This window comes from Streptomyces sp. Tek67B01 (genome assembly GCF_055231995.1).
Window position 1 is genome coordinate 6802054 of sequence record NZ_JBUYUY010000001.1, and the last position, 15381, is coordinate 6817434.

Sequence of the window (15381 nt, forward strand, 5' to 3'; positions counted from 1 at the left end):
GCCGACTCGCTGGGAGCATCGCGGCCCCAAGTCTCGAAGCAACAGGCAGGAGCACCCCCATGGGAATGCAGGTACCCCTCTATCAGGCGAAGGCCGAGTTCTTCCGCATGCTCGGGCACCCCGTTCGCATCCGCGTCTTGGAGCTCCTGCAGGAAGGTCCGGTGCCCGTACGCGACCTCCTCGCCGCGATCGACATCGAGGCGTCCAACCTCTCTCAGCAACTGGCGGTCCTGCGCCGCTCGGGCATCGTCATCTCCATCCGTGACGGCGCGACCGTCAGTTACGCGCTTGCCGGCGGTGACGTCGCCGACCTCCTGCGCGCGGCCCGCCGCATCCTGACCGAACTCCTGGCCGGTCAAAGCGAACTCCTGGCGGAACTGCGGCAGGTGGAACCAGGGACAGCCACGGCAACCGGCCATCGAGGGTGACCTGAGGCGTCGAGGTCCGGCTTCCCGCGACGCGACCCATTTCCACAACCACCCGAATCGGCGGCCCGGTACTGGACTCGGGCCGCGGCCGGCCCGTTGTCGGCCCTGTTCGGCGCTGTCCCCTGCACGAGCCTTCAGTGGAGCGCTCGCATGCGCATCCGGGCGCTCCCGCGGTGCCGGGGTCAGCCCCACCTCTCTCGGGAGTGAGCACCATCGCCGCCGCCGTCGGCTGCGCAGCCGCCGAAGCTGGAAGCCAACTCACCCACCTTGGGAAGGGCTTCCCGTGATCGACGTTGCCACCCGATCCATGCGTCTGCGGCGCTTGGCGCTCGCCCTTGCGGCCACCACGCTCGCGGCCGGTGGACTCACCGCCTGTGGTGCGGAGGCCGCGACCCGATACGCCCTGCCGCCACCTCGACTCCCGCCGAGACGGCCGAGCCCCAGCCGTCGCTTCACATGATCACCGTAAACGGGCACGAGCTGGCGTTCTACTTGACACCCAGCCACCTCCTCGATCGTTTTGGACTCCGGGGGAGGGCTCGACGCGTCGTACTGGAAGAAGATCGCTCCGGTCATTGCCGAGCGGACGGCCGCGCAGGTCGTCACCTACGACCCCTCCGGGCAGGGCGCAAGCCCTTACTTACCCGGGCCGTGTCCTCCAAGACTCCCTTCCCCACGCCCGACGAGGCGCAGCTGTGGCGACAGGCTCAGCAGGAGTTCGCGAGCGCGGCGCCCAACCGCCGCCTGGTCGTGGCGGACCTCTCCCACGACATCCCGATCGACCAGCCTGATCTCGTCATCAAGGCGATCGAGGACATGGCCCACCACGTCCGCGGGGCGGGCGAACCGGCGGTCAGGGCACCGGTGCCGTGCCCGCGGCAGCCGGCTACAGCGCGGCCGACGAAGCGATGTGCGCCGATGCCCTCAGGCCGGCTGCGGTCGCCGTAGTCCTTGGAGGAGCAGTTCGATCAGTCTGCGGGGGTCGTAGCGGGGGTCGTTGTCGCGCCCGATGCAGAGGTTGCCGATGCCGCGCAGCAGTTCGTAGGGCTGCGTATCGGTGCTGATCTCGCCGGCGTCGGCCGCGGCTTCGAGGAGCTGCGCGCAGACGGGCATCAAACGGTCGACGAAGTAGGTGTGCAGCGCCTCGAAGCCGCTGTTGTCCGACTGGAGAGCGTTGGCGAGTCCGTGCTTGGTGACCAGGAAGTCGACGAAGAGGTCGATCCACTGGCGAAGCGCTGCGAAGGGCGAGCCGGCGTCGGCCAGCAGGCTGGGGCCGGCTTCCGCGCATGCCTCGACCTGGTGGCGGTAGACGGCGACGACGAGATCCGCCCGCGTGGGGAAGTGACGGTAGATCGTCGCCACTCCGACGCCCGCTCGGGTTGCGATCTCACGGATCGGCGCGTCGACGCCGGAGGTGACGAACACCTCGGTGGCCGCCGCAAGCAGCGTCTGCTGGTTGCGCACCGCGTCGGCCCTCTTGCCTCGGGCCGGCATCTTTCCGGACTGGCCTGCAGAGGTCACCACGTTCTCCTTTCGACGAGCCGGCGACCCGACGACCGCCATTGACTATACGGAACAGTGTTCCGTATATTAAGTGGAACAGCGATCCGCTTCTGAGTCTAGTTGAAGCCGGACGCTCCCGTACGCCTCCCACGGCTGCGTCATGGCCGGCAGTCGAGGCCCTTCGAGAGGACACACGCGCTCATGAGTGCATCAACCTCCGCCAGCTCCACGCCCTCCACAACTTCCGCATTCTCCACAACCGACACCTTCGGCTCACCCGCTCCCGTCCTTTCTCTCAGCCCGGTGGTGCTGACCGTCCCCGGACGCCTCGTGGACCTTCAGGTGCGCGTCTCCGCACCCGCGACCGGAAGCGACCTCCCCGTCATCCTCCTCTCCCACGGGCACGGCCCCTCGAACAACCTCTCCTCACTCAACGGCTACGCACCGCTCGCGAACTTCTGGGCCGCACACGGCTTCGTCGTCATCCAGCCCACCCACCTGAGCTCCCGGACGCTGAGCCACCTGCACACCGCCACCCCCGGATCAGCCCTGTCTTGGCGCTCGCGCGCCGAGGACATGACGAACATCCTCGACCAACTCGACGTCGTAGAGCGCGCCGTGCCGCAGCTCGCCGGACGCATCGACCACGCCAAGGTCGCCGTCGCCGGACACTCCTTCGGCGGGCACACCGCCGGCCTCCTGCTCGGCGCCCGCCTCACCGACCCGGAGAACGGAAAGGAAGTGAACCTCATCGAGCCGCGGATCAAGGCAGGTGTGCTGCTGGCCGCACCCGGCCGGGGCGATGTCCTGAACGAGTCGTCGGCCGCGAGCATGCCGTTCTTCCTGACCACGGACTTCTCCACCATGACCACACCCGCCCTCGTTGTCATCGGTGACAAAGACGACCCCCGGCACTTCACCGACATGGGCCCCACGTGGCACGCCGACCCCTACACCCTCGCCCCTGCCCCCAAGACGCTGCTCACCCTGTTCGGGGCGGAGCACGGACTCGGCGGGGTCTCCGGATATGACGCCGCCGAAACCACGGACGAAGACCCCGACCGGGTGGCCGCCCTTCAGCGGCTCACCTGGGCCTACCTCCGCACCGAGCTCTACCCCGGGGAATCCGCTTGGCAGGCGGCCCGTGACGCGCTGACGGCCGACCCCAACCCGCCCGGACGAGTCGACGCCAAGTAGAACGACCAGCACCGCGTCGCAGCAGCCAGACAGCAGACAGAGAGCAGACCGGACCGACAGCGGACCGCCGCCTGTTGGCGTCCTTCGCGGCGGGCAGCCCGGCGTCGGGGGAGCGATCAGGGTCCGCGGTGCGGTCGCCGTCCTGTCATCGCCGGTGCCACCAGGCTGCCGAGTCGCGCCGACTGCCCGATTCGTCTTCGGTAGGCTTCCGACGACCAGTCAGACTCGCTACACGTGGCCGAGCCGGTGACGAGATGCCCGCACTGCAGCAGAAGGTCCAAAGCGTTCTCGACGAGCTCGTGGACAACGGAGCCGAGACCGGCTTGCAGGTTGCCGTTTACCACCACGGTGCTCTTGTTGTCGATGCGGTCGCCGGCGTCGCTGACAGCAGGACCGGGCGCAGGACGGCCCCGGAGACCCCGTTCTTCGGTTTCTCCGCCGGCAAGGTCATGACGTCCCTGATCGCTCACCTGCTCGTCAGGACCGGTGCTGTCGGCTACGACACCCCAGTGGTCGACCTGTGGCCCGAGTTCGGTAGCAACGGCAAGGCGACGGCGACTCTTCGCCACGTACTCACCCACTCGGTCGGAGTGCCGGCGATGCCCCGCGCCATCGGCCCTGAGGACCTGACCGACTGGTCGCGGGTCTGCACGGCGATCGCCGCCGCCGAGCCGCGGTGGCGGCCCGGGACCGAGACGGGATACCACTCGTTCACTTTCGGCTTCCTCGTCGGCGAGATCGCGCGCCGGGCCACAGGCAAACGGATGCGGCAACTCTTACAGGAGTGGGTCACCGTGCCCCTGGGCATCGGCGGCGACCTGTACTTCGGTGTGCCCCGAGCCGACCTGCCAAGGCTCGCACGACTCGAAGACGCCGCACCGCGCCGGGTCGCCCAAGTCGACGGCGACGCCATTCTCGCGCCCTGGGAACTGCGACCGACCGCGGCCATGGGGAACAACCGAGAAATCCTGCAAGCGGACGTCCCGTCCGTCGGCACCTTCACCGCGCGGGGGATCGCCGCCATGAACGCCGCGTTCCTCGACGGTCGACTCATCGACGCACGCCGGCTTCAGGAGTTGACGGCGGTGGCCTTCGAGGGCACCGATCAGGTCTTCGGCAACCATGTGCGGCTGGCCCTGGGCTATCCGCTCGGCCGCCTCGGGGCTCGGCCGGACGAAGCACCCACCACGTTCGGTTGGGTCGGCGGTGGCGGCAGCTACGTCTATGCCGACACCGCCACCGGCACCTCCTTCGCCCTGACCAAGACCCGTCTCACCCCCCATTTCGACACCGCACAACGACTCGCGGACCTGGTCACAGCCGAGGTCACCGCACAGGCTTGACAGCCACGATCACCTGCCTCGCCTGGTTCGCATGTGGGGCGTCGAGCTCTTCAGGGGGTTTCGCCCTGGCGACTTCGATGACGTCATGCAGGTCGTCGGCCGCCTTGAGGGACGCACCGGCGGACAGGGCCAAACAGGCCAGAGGGAGACGGCCGCGGCCTGTCAGGCCAGGGGTCGGGTCGTCCCCGCCTCGGTGCCGTCTCTGAGGAGGGCGGCAACCTGCCGGGGAACCGGTCCGGCGGTGATCGTACGGTGGTCGCCCGCACCACCGCCCGCGCGGCGCTCGCCACATCCGCTCGCCACACCCGGCGCCCGCCGCCGAACGTCCGCAGGCGCGACGTACCCGCGCTGCCCGCCCCCTCCGCGTGCGGCTATGGCCGGTCAGGCGACGGGCTCGACGCGTCGATCGCCGCCCACCGCGAGTGCCGGGCCGGGCGCGAGGACGAAGAGCGCGAGGTACGACACCAGGTGCCGCCCGTGCCGTAGCCGGCTTTCCGCCCTGTTGCCGTGGCCGGTTCGCAGCGCCGTCTAGCGCCGGGCCCGTAGTACCCCGGTACCACCTGCCTGCCCCTGTTCGGGCCCCGGGTACCACCGGATTCGGCGGGTCGCGGACCTAGCGTGACGCAGGAGGCGTCGGGCGTGTGGGGCGCCGGAGTCCGAGAGAGAGAACGTGAATGATCGAGGCACAGCAGCTCACCAAGCGGTACGGGGAGAAGACAGCCGTCGACGGTCTGGACTTCACCGTGAAGCCGGGTACGGTGACCGGCTTCCTGGGACCCAACGGTGCGGGCAAATCCACGACGATGCGCATGATCGTCGGGCTGGACGCGCCGACCCGCGGCTCCGTCACGGTGAACGGACAGCGCTACGCCCGCCACCAGGCGCCGCTCCAGGAGGTCGGGGCGCTGCTGGAGGCGAAGTCGATCCACCCGGGCCGTTCGGCCTACAACCACCTCCGGGCCCTCGCGCTCACCCACGGCATCCCGCGCCGCCGGGTTGACGAGGTCGTCGAACTCGCCGGTCTCGGCAGCGTCGCGAAGAAGCGGGCCGGTGCCTTCTCCCTCGGTATGGGACAGCGGCTGGGCATCGCCGCCGCCCTGCTCGGCGACCCGCAGACGGTGATGCTGGACGAGCCCGTCAACGGGCTGGACCCCGAGGGTGTCCTCTGGATCCGAAACCTGCTCACCTCCCTCGCCGGCCAAGGGCGCACTGTCTTCGTCTCCTCGCATCTGATGAGCGAGGTGTCACTGGTGGCCGATCATCTGATCATCGTCGGTCGGGGGCGGCTACTGGCCGACACGACCGTGCAGGACCTGGTCCGCCAGGCCGGTGGCGACGCCGTGCGCGTCGCGACGGACGACCCCGCGCGGCTGCGGGACGTGCTGGCCGGGCCGGGCGTGGAGATCACCGGCCGAGTCGGCTCCGAGGAACTGCAGGTGAGCGGTCTGTCCGCCCGGGAGATCGGGCTGACGGCGGCCGAGCACGGCATCCCCCTGTTCGAGCTGACCACAAAGGCGGTGTCGCTGGAGGAGGCGTTCATGGAACTGACCCGGGACGCCGTGGAATACCACGGCACCACCGGCACCGAGACCCCCGGGAGCGCGGCATGAGTACCCTCACGGCAACCGCCGAGACCGCCCGGACCGATTCCGCCCGACCCGTCTACCGGGTGACCGGACGGCGTGTGGTGTCCTCGGAGTGGGCCAAGCTCTGGTCCCTGCGCTCCACCTGGATCACGCTCGGCCTGGGCCTGCTGTTCCTCGTCGCCTTCGGCGTCATCGCCGCGAGCCACTACAAGTCCAGCCTCGGCTCCGGCCGGCACATGGACCGTGACTTCGCCACCGCCACGGCCGCGAGCCTGTCCCTGTTCGGCACGAATTTCGCCCAGCTCGCCCTCGGTGTGCTCGGTGTGCTGATCACGGCAGGCGAGTACTCCACCGGCATGATCCGCTCCACCCTGGCGGCGGTACCGCGCCGACTGCCGGTGCTGTGGTCCAAGGCGGCGGTGTACGGGCTGGTCGCACTCGTGATCGCGACAGTCGGCGCGTTCGTCGCCTTCCTCGTCGGCAGCCAGATCGTGTCCGGCACGCCCGCCGCCATGGGCCTCGGCCACGCCGGTGTCGTCCGCAGCCTGCTCGGCGCCGGGCTCTACCTCGGCCTGGTCGGCGTGATCGGTACCGCCCTCGGCGCGCTGCTGCGGTCCGTGGCCGGCGGCATCTCGGTCCTGGTCGCAGCCCTCATGCTCGTCCCCGGGCTGGTCTCCCTGCTGCCCAGCTCCTGGCAGGGCGACATCGACCCCTACCTGCCCAGCCACGCGGGCGAGTCCATCTTCGCCCTGACCCACGACGCCACCAGCCTGCCACCGGGCGCCGGGCTCCTGGTCTTCCTCGGCTGGACGGCGCTGGCGCTGGCCGGAGCGGCGTACCGGCTGCTGCGCAGCGACGTCTGAGCGCAGCCACCCGCATCATGGTCCGGTGACCACCATGACCACCATGACCACCATGACCGCCAGCACCCCCATGAACACCGAAGATTTCAGCGGGATGGGACCGCTGGTCGCCCGGCTCGGCCGGGCCGGCCAGCGGCTCCGGCATGCCGACCGGGCCCGGCCGTGGGTGCTGGACACCGCGGTGGTACTCCTGATCTTCCTGCTGTTCTGCCTGCCGGACCTGCTGCACGCGGTCGGCGCGATCGGCGGGGACGGCGACGGCGACGGTCGGCGCCGCTTCCGCCTGGCGTTCACCGAGCTGCCCGTGGCGGGCATGCTGGCACTGCAGGCCGGGCTGCTGCTGCCGCTGTTGTGGCGACGCCGCGCGCCCGCCGCCGCCTTCGGCGCCGTCACCGGCGTGTTCGTCCTCCAGTGGTCCCTCGGCGCCGCGCTCCGTGCGGACGTCGCCCTCTTCGTCGCCCTCTACAGCCTGACCCTGCACGGACGGCTGCGGCAGCTCCCCTGGGCCTCTGCGGGCGCAGCGGGGGCGCTGGGCTTGGTAGCGGTGCGGGTGTCGGTGGCGATGCCGGTCTGGGACGCACTGTTCTTCCTGCTCAGCACGGCTACCGCGGCGCTGGCGCTCGGCCTGGTGATCCGTACCCGGCGGGCCCAACTGGCCGGGCTGCGCGACCGCGCGGCGCGGCTGGAAATCGAGCGCGACCAGCGCGGCCGACTCGCCGTCGCGGCCGAACGGGCGCGAGTGGCCCGCGAGATGCACGACATCGTCGGCCACAATTTGTCCGTCATCATCACCCTCGCCGACGCGGGAGCCTATGCGAGCGCCACCGCTCCGGAACGGGGCAAGGAGGCGCTGCACCTCATCGGTGACACCGGCCGTCAGGCCCTGGGCGAACTGCGCCGGGTGCTCGGCGTACTGCGCGAGGCGGACGGAACAGCGGCAGCCCCCGAGCTGAGCCCCCAACCCGCTCTGGGCGACATCGGCGCGCTCTGCGAGGCAGTGCGCGCCGCGGGTCTGGAGGTCGTCTACCGTACGGCCGGAGACATCGACGCCCTCGACAGCGGGGTACAACTGACGGTCTACCGCATCGTGCAGGAAGCCCTGACGAACAGCCTGAAACACGCCGGGGCCGGCGCGCGGGCCAATCTGGCCATCGTCTTGGAGGACACGCGGATGACCATTACCGTGCAGGACTCCGGCCCGCCCGCCGCGGCCGGCCGTCCCCGTACGGTGAACGAGGAAGGGCACGGCCTGGTGGGCATGCGAGAACGAGCGGCGCTCTACGGAGGGCAGGTCAGCGCGAGCCCCACGGGCGCCGGCTGGACGGTACGGGCCGACCTCGACCTCACCCCGCAGGACGGTGCCCGGTGACCACCGTGCTCATCGTCGACGACCAGCCGCTCCAGCGATACGGCTTCCGCATGCTCCTGGACTCCGTGCCCGAGACCGAGGTGGTCGGCGAGGCCGCACACGGCGCCGAAGCCGTCCGCATGGCCGCCGAAACGCGCCCCGACGTCGTCCTCATGGACGTGCGCATGCCCGGCATGGACGGCATCGAGGCCACCCGCCGGATCGTCGCCGCCGGCGACCGCTCCCGCGTCCTCGTCCTGACCACCTTCGACATCGACGAGTACGTGTACGCCGCACTGCGCGCCGGAGCCAGCGGCTTCCTCCTCAAGGACGCCAGGCCCGAAGAACTCCTGGCGGGCATCCGCGCCGTGGCCGCCGGGGACGCCGTGATCGCCCCCACCCTCACCCGCCGCCTTCTCCAGGAGTTCGCCCGCCTCGTCCCACCCGCCGGCGACGGCTCCGCCCAGGACTCGCGCCTGGCCTCCCTCACCGACCGCGAGCGCGAGATCCTCGTCGCCATAGGCAAGGGCTGGAGCAACACCGAGATCGCCGGTCATTTCGTCCTCGCGGAGTCCACGGTGAAGACCCACGTCGGCCGCGTCCTGTCCAAGATCGACGCCCGCGACCGCATCCAAGCGGTGATCTTCGCCTACGACCATGGCTTGGCCCGACCCCAGGCGGGCTGAGCATTCCGATCAACGGAATCGCCACTCCCACGGACTCGCCATAAGAGACTGACCCGACCGCCCAGGCCCTACTGGCCGCCTACCGTGGCCTGCGCCTGTTCGGCGAGCTTCAGGTGGGTTTGGAGGACGGGCAGGTCCTTGCGCGCCTCGTCTACGACCTGGCTGTTGCTGCCGGTCGCTATCTGCTTCTTGGCGTCGGAGATGTCCATCTTGTGGTCGTCGATCTCGGTCTTCACGTACTGCTTGTCGAAGGCGGCCCCGTGCAGCTGGGACAGTTGGGCCAGCTCTGCCTGCTGCTTGCTGTCGGGACTGGTGGGGAGCGTGACATTCAGCTGTTCGGCGAGCTTCTTCACATCAGCCGAGGACTTGGTGTGGTCGGATGCCAGCCGTGCGCCCAGCTGCTTGACGACGGCGCTTTGGCCGTGGGTCTGGGCCATCTGGCCGCCCTGAATCTCGAACAGGTCCCCGGCGGCGGATGCCTTCATCCAGGTGAGGTCTTGCTGCGACGGGCTGGTCGCCGCGAGGGCGGTGAACGGCGCCATCGCCACAACGGCTATGACGCCTGCCGTGACAGCGATTGCTCTGGGACGGGGCATGGTGACTCTCCTAGCGCAGAGGTGGGAGGCACTGGCCATACGCCGGCTGAAGCTCCGAGCCGAAAATCCGAGCTGCGGATCCGATCGGCCGCCGCCGCGTGAGGCCAGGCTGCTGCTTCTCTCACCTAGTTTCCATGGCTTCGTCGGTCATGCAACAGAACAAACAGTGGGCAAAATCGCCCGGATTGGCCCATTTTCAAGTTGCCATGTGTTTAGCGGCGACGGCGGGGGAGAGGCGGGCCGGCCGGGGCACGCGGAAGCCGCTGGGGGCGGGGCGAAGCCGCGCGAGTCGGACAGCCTCCTGCACCTGTTCGACGGGCGCAAGAAGGCGATATCGCGCTGCGGGGCGGCGGGAGCGGGCGGCGGGAGCCACACCGATGGACAACTGCTGTCGGTCCTGGGCTCCCTCCTCGGGGAGAGCCGGGCGGAGAACGTCCTGACCTTGGATCCCGGCCTCCTGGGATCCCGGCCTCGTGTGGTTCGCGAAGGGCACGGACGGCCGCGTGGATCACAGTGACCACGGCACTACGACATGCGAGCCGAACGACCCCCGCGAGTGCGGTGTCACAGCATTTGGAAGTCCTCGAAATCGAAGCCGGGAGCGACCACGCACGTCACCAGGACCGGTTCGTCGCCCACCGGCTGCGCGGTCTGCCAGACATTGCCGGGCACGAGAAATTGCGGCTGCTGGCCGCCCTCGACGTCAGGGCCGATCACCGCGGTGGGTCCGTCGCCGGGCGCGGTTCCGCGGCCACCGAGCCGCAAGGTGAGAGGTCCACCCCGGTGCCACAGCCACAGCTCATCCGAACGCACCCGGTGCCAGCGGGAAGACTCACCGGGGTGGAGGAGGAAGTAGATACCGGTCGCGAAGGGACGGGGCCCCGGGTAGTCCTGCACAACCGCTTCCGGACCGGTGCGCCACGTCTGCCGGAACCAGCCGCCCTCCACATGCTGCTGTAAGCCGAGAAGCTCGACCAGCGGCGACATATCACCCATGCCCACATCCTGACGCATGACGCTCAGAGAGCTGTGCAGCGACGTGCGGAACGGGCGAATCGGAGGCTTCCACAGGCGGGGTTGGGGTGGGCATCCTCCGGCGCTGCGGGGCCGACCGCGACGCGGTCGGCCGCCCCGCCCGAGCCGGCCTGTCGGTCCCGCTCGGCGGAGTCAAGGAATTTCGCGATTGTCCATCGGACCAGATGGCCGCCCTCGGCCACAACCGGTATCACCCAGCTCGACCGGCACGCTCATTCGAACCGGACCGGGCCGCAGTACACCTCGGCCCGGGGAGGGTCAACCCCGCATCTTCGAGGGGTCGATGACCTCGTCGGCAGGCGGCGGTGTGACCGTGATCGGCGTGTTGAAGGCGGAGAACTCCGCGGACTTGGGTTCCTTGCCGCCTTCGCTGGTGAACTTGAGGAGGTACGGTTCGCCCTCCTTGGCCACGTAGAACGTGAGGGTTTCGGGGCCTTGCTTCTTGGTCAGCACGGCGGTCTGCTTGCCTTCGAGCATGGTGTCGGCACTTCTGGCAAGACCGGTCCTGGAGCTGTCGGCAGGCTCCAGGAGGGCATCCGCGTCACACATGGCTCCCATGTTTTCCTCCTTCGCCGCCTCGGCGGGGAACTTGACCCAACGGCCCTTGAGCAGCTCGGCCGTGGCAGCCGTCTCCTTGGCGGAGGACTTCTCCTCCTTTCCTATCTGTAGCCAGAACTTCTCATCGCCCTTCATGTACATGGTCTTGCTCACCTTGCGCAGGGCCGCGGTGGAGCCTTCAGAGGTGAGGTTGCCGTCGCAGTCCCCCTGCTTGGCAATGGCGAGTTCGAAGGTCACCGGCTTCTTGTCGGAAGCGTCAGTGCCTTTGGCCTTCAGTGAATCGGCCGCTTTCGTCGTGTCCAGTGCCTTGTCGGCGATCTGGTCGGCAGAGAGACCGGCGAACGGGTCCACCGGGGGCTTCGGCGAGGGGGAGGTGCTCGTCGGCGGCGTCTTGGCGTTCGGCTTGTTGGTTCCCCCGCCACAACCGGTCACGCTGACAGCGCCTGTCACACACAGCACTGCCATGACCGCGAACTTTTGTTTGAACACTGTTTTTCTCTCTTCTTATTCAGAACTTGTGGATGCCCGCCATGCGTCGTTCGTGGCGACGGGATTCGGTGTGGCGGTGGCGGCCGGGATGGGCGTGGTGTCGGCGTCCCGGGCAGGGACTCGATTGCCTCGCTGTCGGCTGCATGAGCTGCACATCGCAGTGAGACGAGCCGAGCACGGTGTCCCACGTGGAACCGCAGCTGCGGGCACTGGGCAGGCAATCCCACAGCAAGACGTCAGGCATCGAGTACCCGGGCGGACCAGGGCCGGACCTGTCTGGTCCGGCCCTGGGCTGCTGGGCCGTGGCTGATGCCGCGACAAACGGCGTTGACGGCCCCGTTGAAACCTTGGCTCGTGCTCACGCGGCGCGCCAGGGAAGCTCGTCGCTTTGAACAGGCATCTCGAACGCGGCATACGGCGGCTGGCTGACGCCGACCCCCGGTTGCTGCCGCACGGGTGGGAGAACGCGAACGGGTTGTCGGTTACGCGGTGGTGCGGCGGCGACGGCCGGTACCGGCGACGAGGGCCGCGCCCATGGCGAGTGCCACGCCGCCGGCGCCGAGGGCCCAGCTGGTGGCCGCGTCGGTGCCTGTCTCGGCGAGTTGACCGGCCGTGTTGTCGGTGCCCGTGTTGGTGTTCCCGCCGGTGCCGGCACCGGTGCCCGTACCGGCGCCGTTGTGGTGGTCGACGATCGGCGTGGTGCCCCCGTTGGGCTTCGGCTGGTTGCCGCCGGTGCCGGTGGCCGAGCCCTTCGTGATCTGCGACTGGGCCCAGACGGTGTCCGACCAGACGTTATCGTCGATGTTGCTGCCGCCGACGGCCGCGATGAAGATCTCGCCGGCAGGGGCGCCCGCGTTGAACTTGATGCGGACCTGGAGGTCGAGTTTGCCCTTGGGGATGTTGAGGTCGTCGGTCAGCAGGCCGACTACCGCGCCCTCGTCGGCGATGATCTGGACATCGTGCCAGGTGCCTGCGAAGCGGACCTGGAGTGTGACGTGGCGGGACTTGAGCTTGGCGTGCTCGTCGCCAACGGCCAGGATCAGGGCGTAGCTTTCCTGGGCCTTGCCGTCGGAGTTGTCGACAGTAACGGTGAAGTTCGTCCAGGCACCCCCGGCGCTGAAGGAGGTCGGAATTCCGTTCAGGCCGAGCTTCGGGCCGGTGGCGTGGAAGTCGCCCTCGTCGAAGTCCCCTTCCCCGTTCCCGGCGGGCTTGTCCCCGACCGGGGACGTCACCGGGACATCCGGAACCGGCGGCGGCGTGGGAGTCTCGGCGGCGGGCTTGCCGGCCGGCTTCTCGGCAGCCGGCAAGCCGGCGGCCGGGGCCTGGGAAGTCGGGGTTTCGGCCGCCGAGTTCCCTGGGGCGGCGTCATCCTTCGGCGCCGAGTCCGGGACCGTGACGGCAGTGTTCTGGCTTTCGTCCGCCATCGCGGGCGAGGCCATGAGGACCGTCGGACCCACCACCGCGGCAGCGGCGACGACGGCCATACGCTTCAAATTCACTCTGTTTCTGTTCCCCTCAGTGCGCACCGGGCACACGGCCCGGTCCACCCCCAACACCAACATCACGTTCGAACGCGTTCAGCGTAATCCGCCGGTAAGGGCAGGACGGGCCGATCAACATTACGAATTGGCACACGCCGTCGAACAGACCGGCTCAACCAGGACTTAAGCTCCTCGGGCCCTGGACATTGTTGGGCACCGGGTACGACACACCGGCGCAGCCCCCGTGCTCGGCGACCGGACCATGCCGATTGTCGGCCGGCTCCGCTCCGTCCGAGTCATGCGGTACGTCTCATCGCGGACGCGGGCGCGGTGGTTCGCGCACCGGCCACCGGCCACCCGCATCGATCACCGGGCACCGTCGACATCGGCCGGCGCGCATCGGGCACTGCGGTGCTGGTGGCGAAGGCCGGATCGGCAGACCTTCAAAAAACGCATGGCCTCTTGACCGCTACCTTGACTGATCCCCGAATGTGTTGGATCTTCGGAGCTTTCGGTGAAACGCCGAAGAGTCAGCGTCACGGGCCGTTGAACCTCCTCAAATGCGTTGCGTAGTAACCCTCTTGCTGTCTGCCCCGAGGACCAGAACGTTCCTGGCGATACCGTTCCGGCCATGGTCACCGTCCCACCACTCGGCGCAACTGTGGGCAAGCAATTCAGATTCAGACTTTCCGGACCCCGCCGGGTAGTCCGTGCTCAACTCAACGTCGTAGTCGTGTTCGGTCAGTTGTACTGTGACCAGCATGCGGATGTGGTCGGCTTGCTGCGCATCACCCTTGGCGCGAGCCCAGGCACGGAATCCATCCAGCAGCTTCACATCCGTGGTCCGCTTGGTCACGGGGCCGGTGGGCAACTGCTCGGGGGCGTTGGCGACGCCGTGGAGACAGCCCCGCACCCAGGAGCCACGATCCTTTTCGGCGGCGTTGCCGGCACTCAGGGCCCGGCGCGTACAGCCGCCCCATATGGTTTCTTGCACGGCCGCCCCCTTGCCCGAAGAGTCGTAGACGGCCCTGCCCGCGGTGTATCCGGCACGGTAGGCGCCGACATGCGCGGGTAGAGCAGTGGAGCGGGACTCCGCCGCAGGGCCGTGGGACGGCGTACCGCTGCCGCAACCGACCATGCCGACTAACGCGGCGACAGTCAGACCGATTACACCGCCTGAACGATGATGCATTGCTACTCCTCCTGGGTTCGGTCCGCTCACCAGTGAGAAGGCGTCGCACGCTCATTGGCTTCACCAGTCTTTTGACCTGCGACTTCAAGGTGAAGGTGAACCCCACCCGTACCCGGCACCGGCCACTGCTCCAGTGCTGGAGCGAACGGGGCGGCGCGGGACGGGGCGCGAGTGCCGGCGGGCGCGGCCGAGGCAGGGTGCCCGTGCGGCCGCCGCCTTACTCCCTCAGTGCCGTCGACTGACCCTCACCGCTTGCCCGGCCGCCCCGCCTACACGCACTACGCGCGAGTGATTCGTATGGGCGCGCGTCACCGTGCCTGTCGTGCGTGCGCGGCCGGATGGCTGCACGACGCCGCCCTGGACCGGTGGACGCGCCGCGGTGTGCTGCCGCCTGGCCCTGTTGTGTTCGAGTGCGTCTACCTCGCTTTCGAACAGGCAGAAATCTGTGCCAGCCGGAGTAGACATTGGATGCCTCGGTGGTTATGGTTTCTCTCGTAGCCGAGATCAGAAGGGCCCGGCAGAGATGAACTGCCGGGCAGCGGTACCGCAGTACAGGCAGTTGCAGTTCGCAGGACGGTGCGGTGGTGGAGTGTCGAAGCCAGAGCAGTCGTATGACGGCGACGGGACTGACGACCGGACCGGGTGGCCCGCGGTGATCAGGGGGCGCCATGAGCAGTACCAGCAGTGAAGTATGTGAGTGGTACCTCGGTGAAGGCGTCGGGCTGCGGGCGCGCGCACCGGGAGGTTCGGCAGTGGGGTTCTAAGCCAGAGCGGACGCAGGATGGGCGACGGGGCTGGCTGCCGAGGAGGTGGCGCTGTGTGAGGCCACCGGCAGTACGCAACACCAGCAGTACAAGCAGTTCGCAGTGCAGCAGTAAGAGCAGTACGCAGTTCCCGTTTGGTAAGTGATTGATTCAGAGGGAAAGAACGGAGGAGCCAGGCGCCATCAGGATCGCCCGGACGGAAGCATTGAGTTCGGGTACCGCAGGACATCGATAGTGAGGTGGTCTCCGGTCACGCATCCGCGATCCCCGCATCCTCGGCAGCGTTCAGGCCGGCCGTGCGGAAACAGAGGG

The 15381-nt window shown here is 68.8% G+C and carries 15 protein-coding genes; 9 read left to right on the forward strand and 6 right to left on the reverse strand.

Annotated elements, in window-relative coordinates; genetic code table 11:
* Positions 1–65: 65 nt before the first annotated feature.
* The gene (locus ACV7NM_RS30915; protein ID WP_463414125.1) at positions 66–428 is read left to right on the forward strand and encodes an ArsR/SmtB family transcription factor; all 363 of its coding nucleotides are present in this window, start codon (positions 66–68) and stop codon (positions 426–428) included.
* Positions 429–1079: 651 nt separating this feature from the next.
* Positions 1080–1376: a hypothetical protein gene (locus tag ACV7NM_RS30920; RefSeq protein ID WP_463413410.1), complete on the forward strand. Its 297-nt coding sequence runs from the start codon at positions 1080–1082 to the stop codon at positions 1374–1376.
* On the opposite strand, the gene ACV7NM_RS30925 is transcribed toward ACV7NM_RS30920, so the two are convergent.
* The gene (locus ACV7NM_RS30925; RefSeq protein ID WP_463414127.1) at positions 1353–1922 is read right to left on the reverse strand and encodes a TetR/AcrR family transcriptional regulator; all 570 of its coding nucleotides are present in this window, start codon (positions 1920–1922) and stop codon (positions 1353–1355) included. The genes ACV7NM_RS30920 and ACV7NM_RS30925 overlap by 24 nt on opposite strands.
* Before the next feature lie 210 nt (positions 1923–2132).
* Between ACV7NM_RS30925 and ACV7NM_RS30930 the strand changes: the two genes are divergently transcribed.
* From ACV7NM_RS30930 to ACV7NM_RS30960, 7 genes are all read left to right on the forward strand, one after another.
* Entirely contained in the window at positions 2133–3128 is a 996-nt protein-coding gene (locus ACV7NM_RS30930; protein WP_463413411.1) for an alpha/beta hydrolase family protein, read from the forward strand.
* A 254-nt stretch (positions 3129–3382) separates the two neighbouring features.
* Positions 3383–4471: a serine hydrolase domain-containing protein gene (locus ACV7NM_RS30935; protein WP_463413412.1), complete on the forward strand. Its 1089-nt coding sequence runs from the start codon at positions 3383–3385 to the stop codon at positions 4469–4471.
* Positions 4472–4723: 252 nt separating this feature from the next.
* A complete protein-coding gene (locus ACV7NM_RS30940) occupies positions 4724–4957 on the forward strand; it encodes a hypothetical protein (protein WP_463413413.1) in 234 nt (77 codons plus the stop codon).
* Positions 4958–5145: 188 nt separating this feature from the next.
* Entirely contained in the window at positions 5146–6081 is a 936-nt protein-coding gene (locus ACV7NM_RS30945) for an ABC transporter ATP-binding protein (protein ID WP_463413414.1), read from the forward strand.
* The gene (locus ACV7NM_RS30950; RefSeq protein ID WP_463413415.1) at positions 6078–6920 is read left to right on the forward strand and encodes an ABC transporter permease; all 843 of its coding nucleotides are present in this window, start codon (positions 6078–6080) and stop codon (positions 6918–6920) included. The genes ACV7NM_RS30945 and ACV7NM_RS30950 overlap by 4 nt, the downstream gene beginning before the upstream one ends.
* Before the next feature lie 70 nt (positions 6921–6990).
* A complete protein-coding gene (locus ACV7NM_RS30955; RefSeq protein WP_463414128.1) occupies positions 6991–8289 on the forward strand; it encodes a sensor histidine kinase in 1299 nt (432 codons plus the stop codon).
* Positions 8286–8954, forward strand: coding sequence for a response regulator (locus tag ACV7NM_RS30960; RefSeq protein ID WP_463413416.1), 669 nt, complete (start codon positions 8286–8288; stop codon positions 8952–8954). Before ACV7NM_RS30955 ends, ACV7NM_RS30960 begins: the two co-directional genes overlap by 4 nt.
* Before the next feature lie 68 nt (positions 8955–9022).
* Here the strand turns inward: ACV7NM_RS30960 and ACV7NM_RS30965 are convergent, their stop codons facing one another.
* From ACV7NM_RS30965 to ACV7NM_RS30985, 5 genes are all read right to left on the reverse strand, one after another.
* Positions 9023–9550 carry a DUF4142 domain-containing protein gene (locus ACV7NM_RS30965; protein ID WP_463413417.1) on the reverse strand — a complete coding sequence of 176 codons (528 nt, stop codon included), beginning with the start codon at positions 9548–9550 and terminating at the stop codon, positions 9023–9025.
* Positions 9551–10114: 564 nt separating this feature from the next.
* Positions 10115–10564, reverse strand: coding sequence for a cupin domain-containing protein (locus ACV7NM_RS30970; RefSeq protein ID WP_463413418.1), 450 nt, complete (start codon positions 10562–10564; stop codon positions 10115–10117).
* A gap of 279 nt (positions 10565–10843) precedes the next feature.
* Complete coding sequence (locus ACV7NM_RS30975) at positions 10844–11632, reverse strand: hypothetical protein (RefSeq protein WP_463413419.1); 789 nt, start codon at positions 11630–11632, stop codon at positions 10844–10846.
* A 482-nt stretch (positions 11633–12114) separates the two neighbouring features.
* Positions 12115–13131, reverse strand: coding sequence for a hypothetical protein (locus ACV7NM_RS30980; RefSeq protein WP_463413420.1), 1017 nt, complete (start codon positions 13129–13131; stop codon positions 12115–12117).
* Positions 13132–13669: 538 nt separating this feature from the next.
* Complete coding sequence (locus ACV7NM_RS30985) at positions 13670–14107, reverse strand: hypothetical protein (protein ID WP_463413421.1); 438 nt, start codon at positions 14105–14107, stop codon at positions 13670–13672.
* Positions 14108–15381 lie beyond the last annotated feature (1274 nt).

Coding starts and splice junctions, on each gene's coding strand:
- ACV7NM_RS30935 (WP_463413412.1), top strand. CDS start 3,383: ATGCCCGCACTGCAGCAGAAGGTCCAAAGCGTTCTCGACGAGCTCGTG.
- ACV7NM_RS30955 (WP_463414128.1), top strand. CDS start 6,991: ATGAACACCGAAGATTTCAGCGGGATGGGACCGCTGGTCGCCCGGCTC.
- ACV7NM_RS30945 (WP_463413414.1), top strand. CDS start 5,146: ATGATCGAGGCACAGCAGCTCACCAAGCGGTACGGGGAGAAGACAGCC.
- ACV7NM_RS30925 (WP_463414127.1), bottom strand. CDS start 1,922: ATGCCGGCCCGAGGCAAGAGGGCCGACGCGGTGCGCAACCAGCAGACG.
- ACV7NM_RS30915 (WP_463414125.1), top strand. CDS start 66: ATGCAGGTACCCCTCTATCAGGCGAAGGCCGAGTTCTTCCGCATGCTC.
- ACV7NM_RS30970 (WP_463413418.1), bottom strand. CDS start 10,564: ATGCGTCAGGATGTGGGCATGGGTGATATGTCGCCGCTGGTCGAGCTT.
- ACV7NM_RS30965 (WP_463413417.1), bottom strand. CDS start 9,550: ATGCCCCGTCCCAGAGCAATCGCTGTCACGGCAGGCGTCATAGCCGTT.
- ACV7NM_RS30950 (WP_463413415.1), top strand. CDS start 6,078: ATGAGTACCCTCACGGCAACCGCCGAGACCGCCCGGACCGATTCCGCC.
- ACV7NM_RS30930 (WP_463413411.1), top strand. CDS start 2,133: ATGAGTGCATCAACCTCCGCCAGCTCCACGCCCTCCACAACTTCCGCA.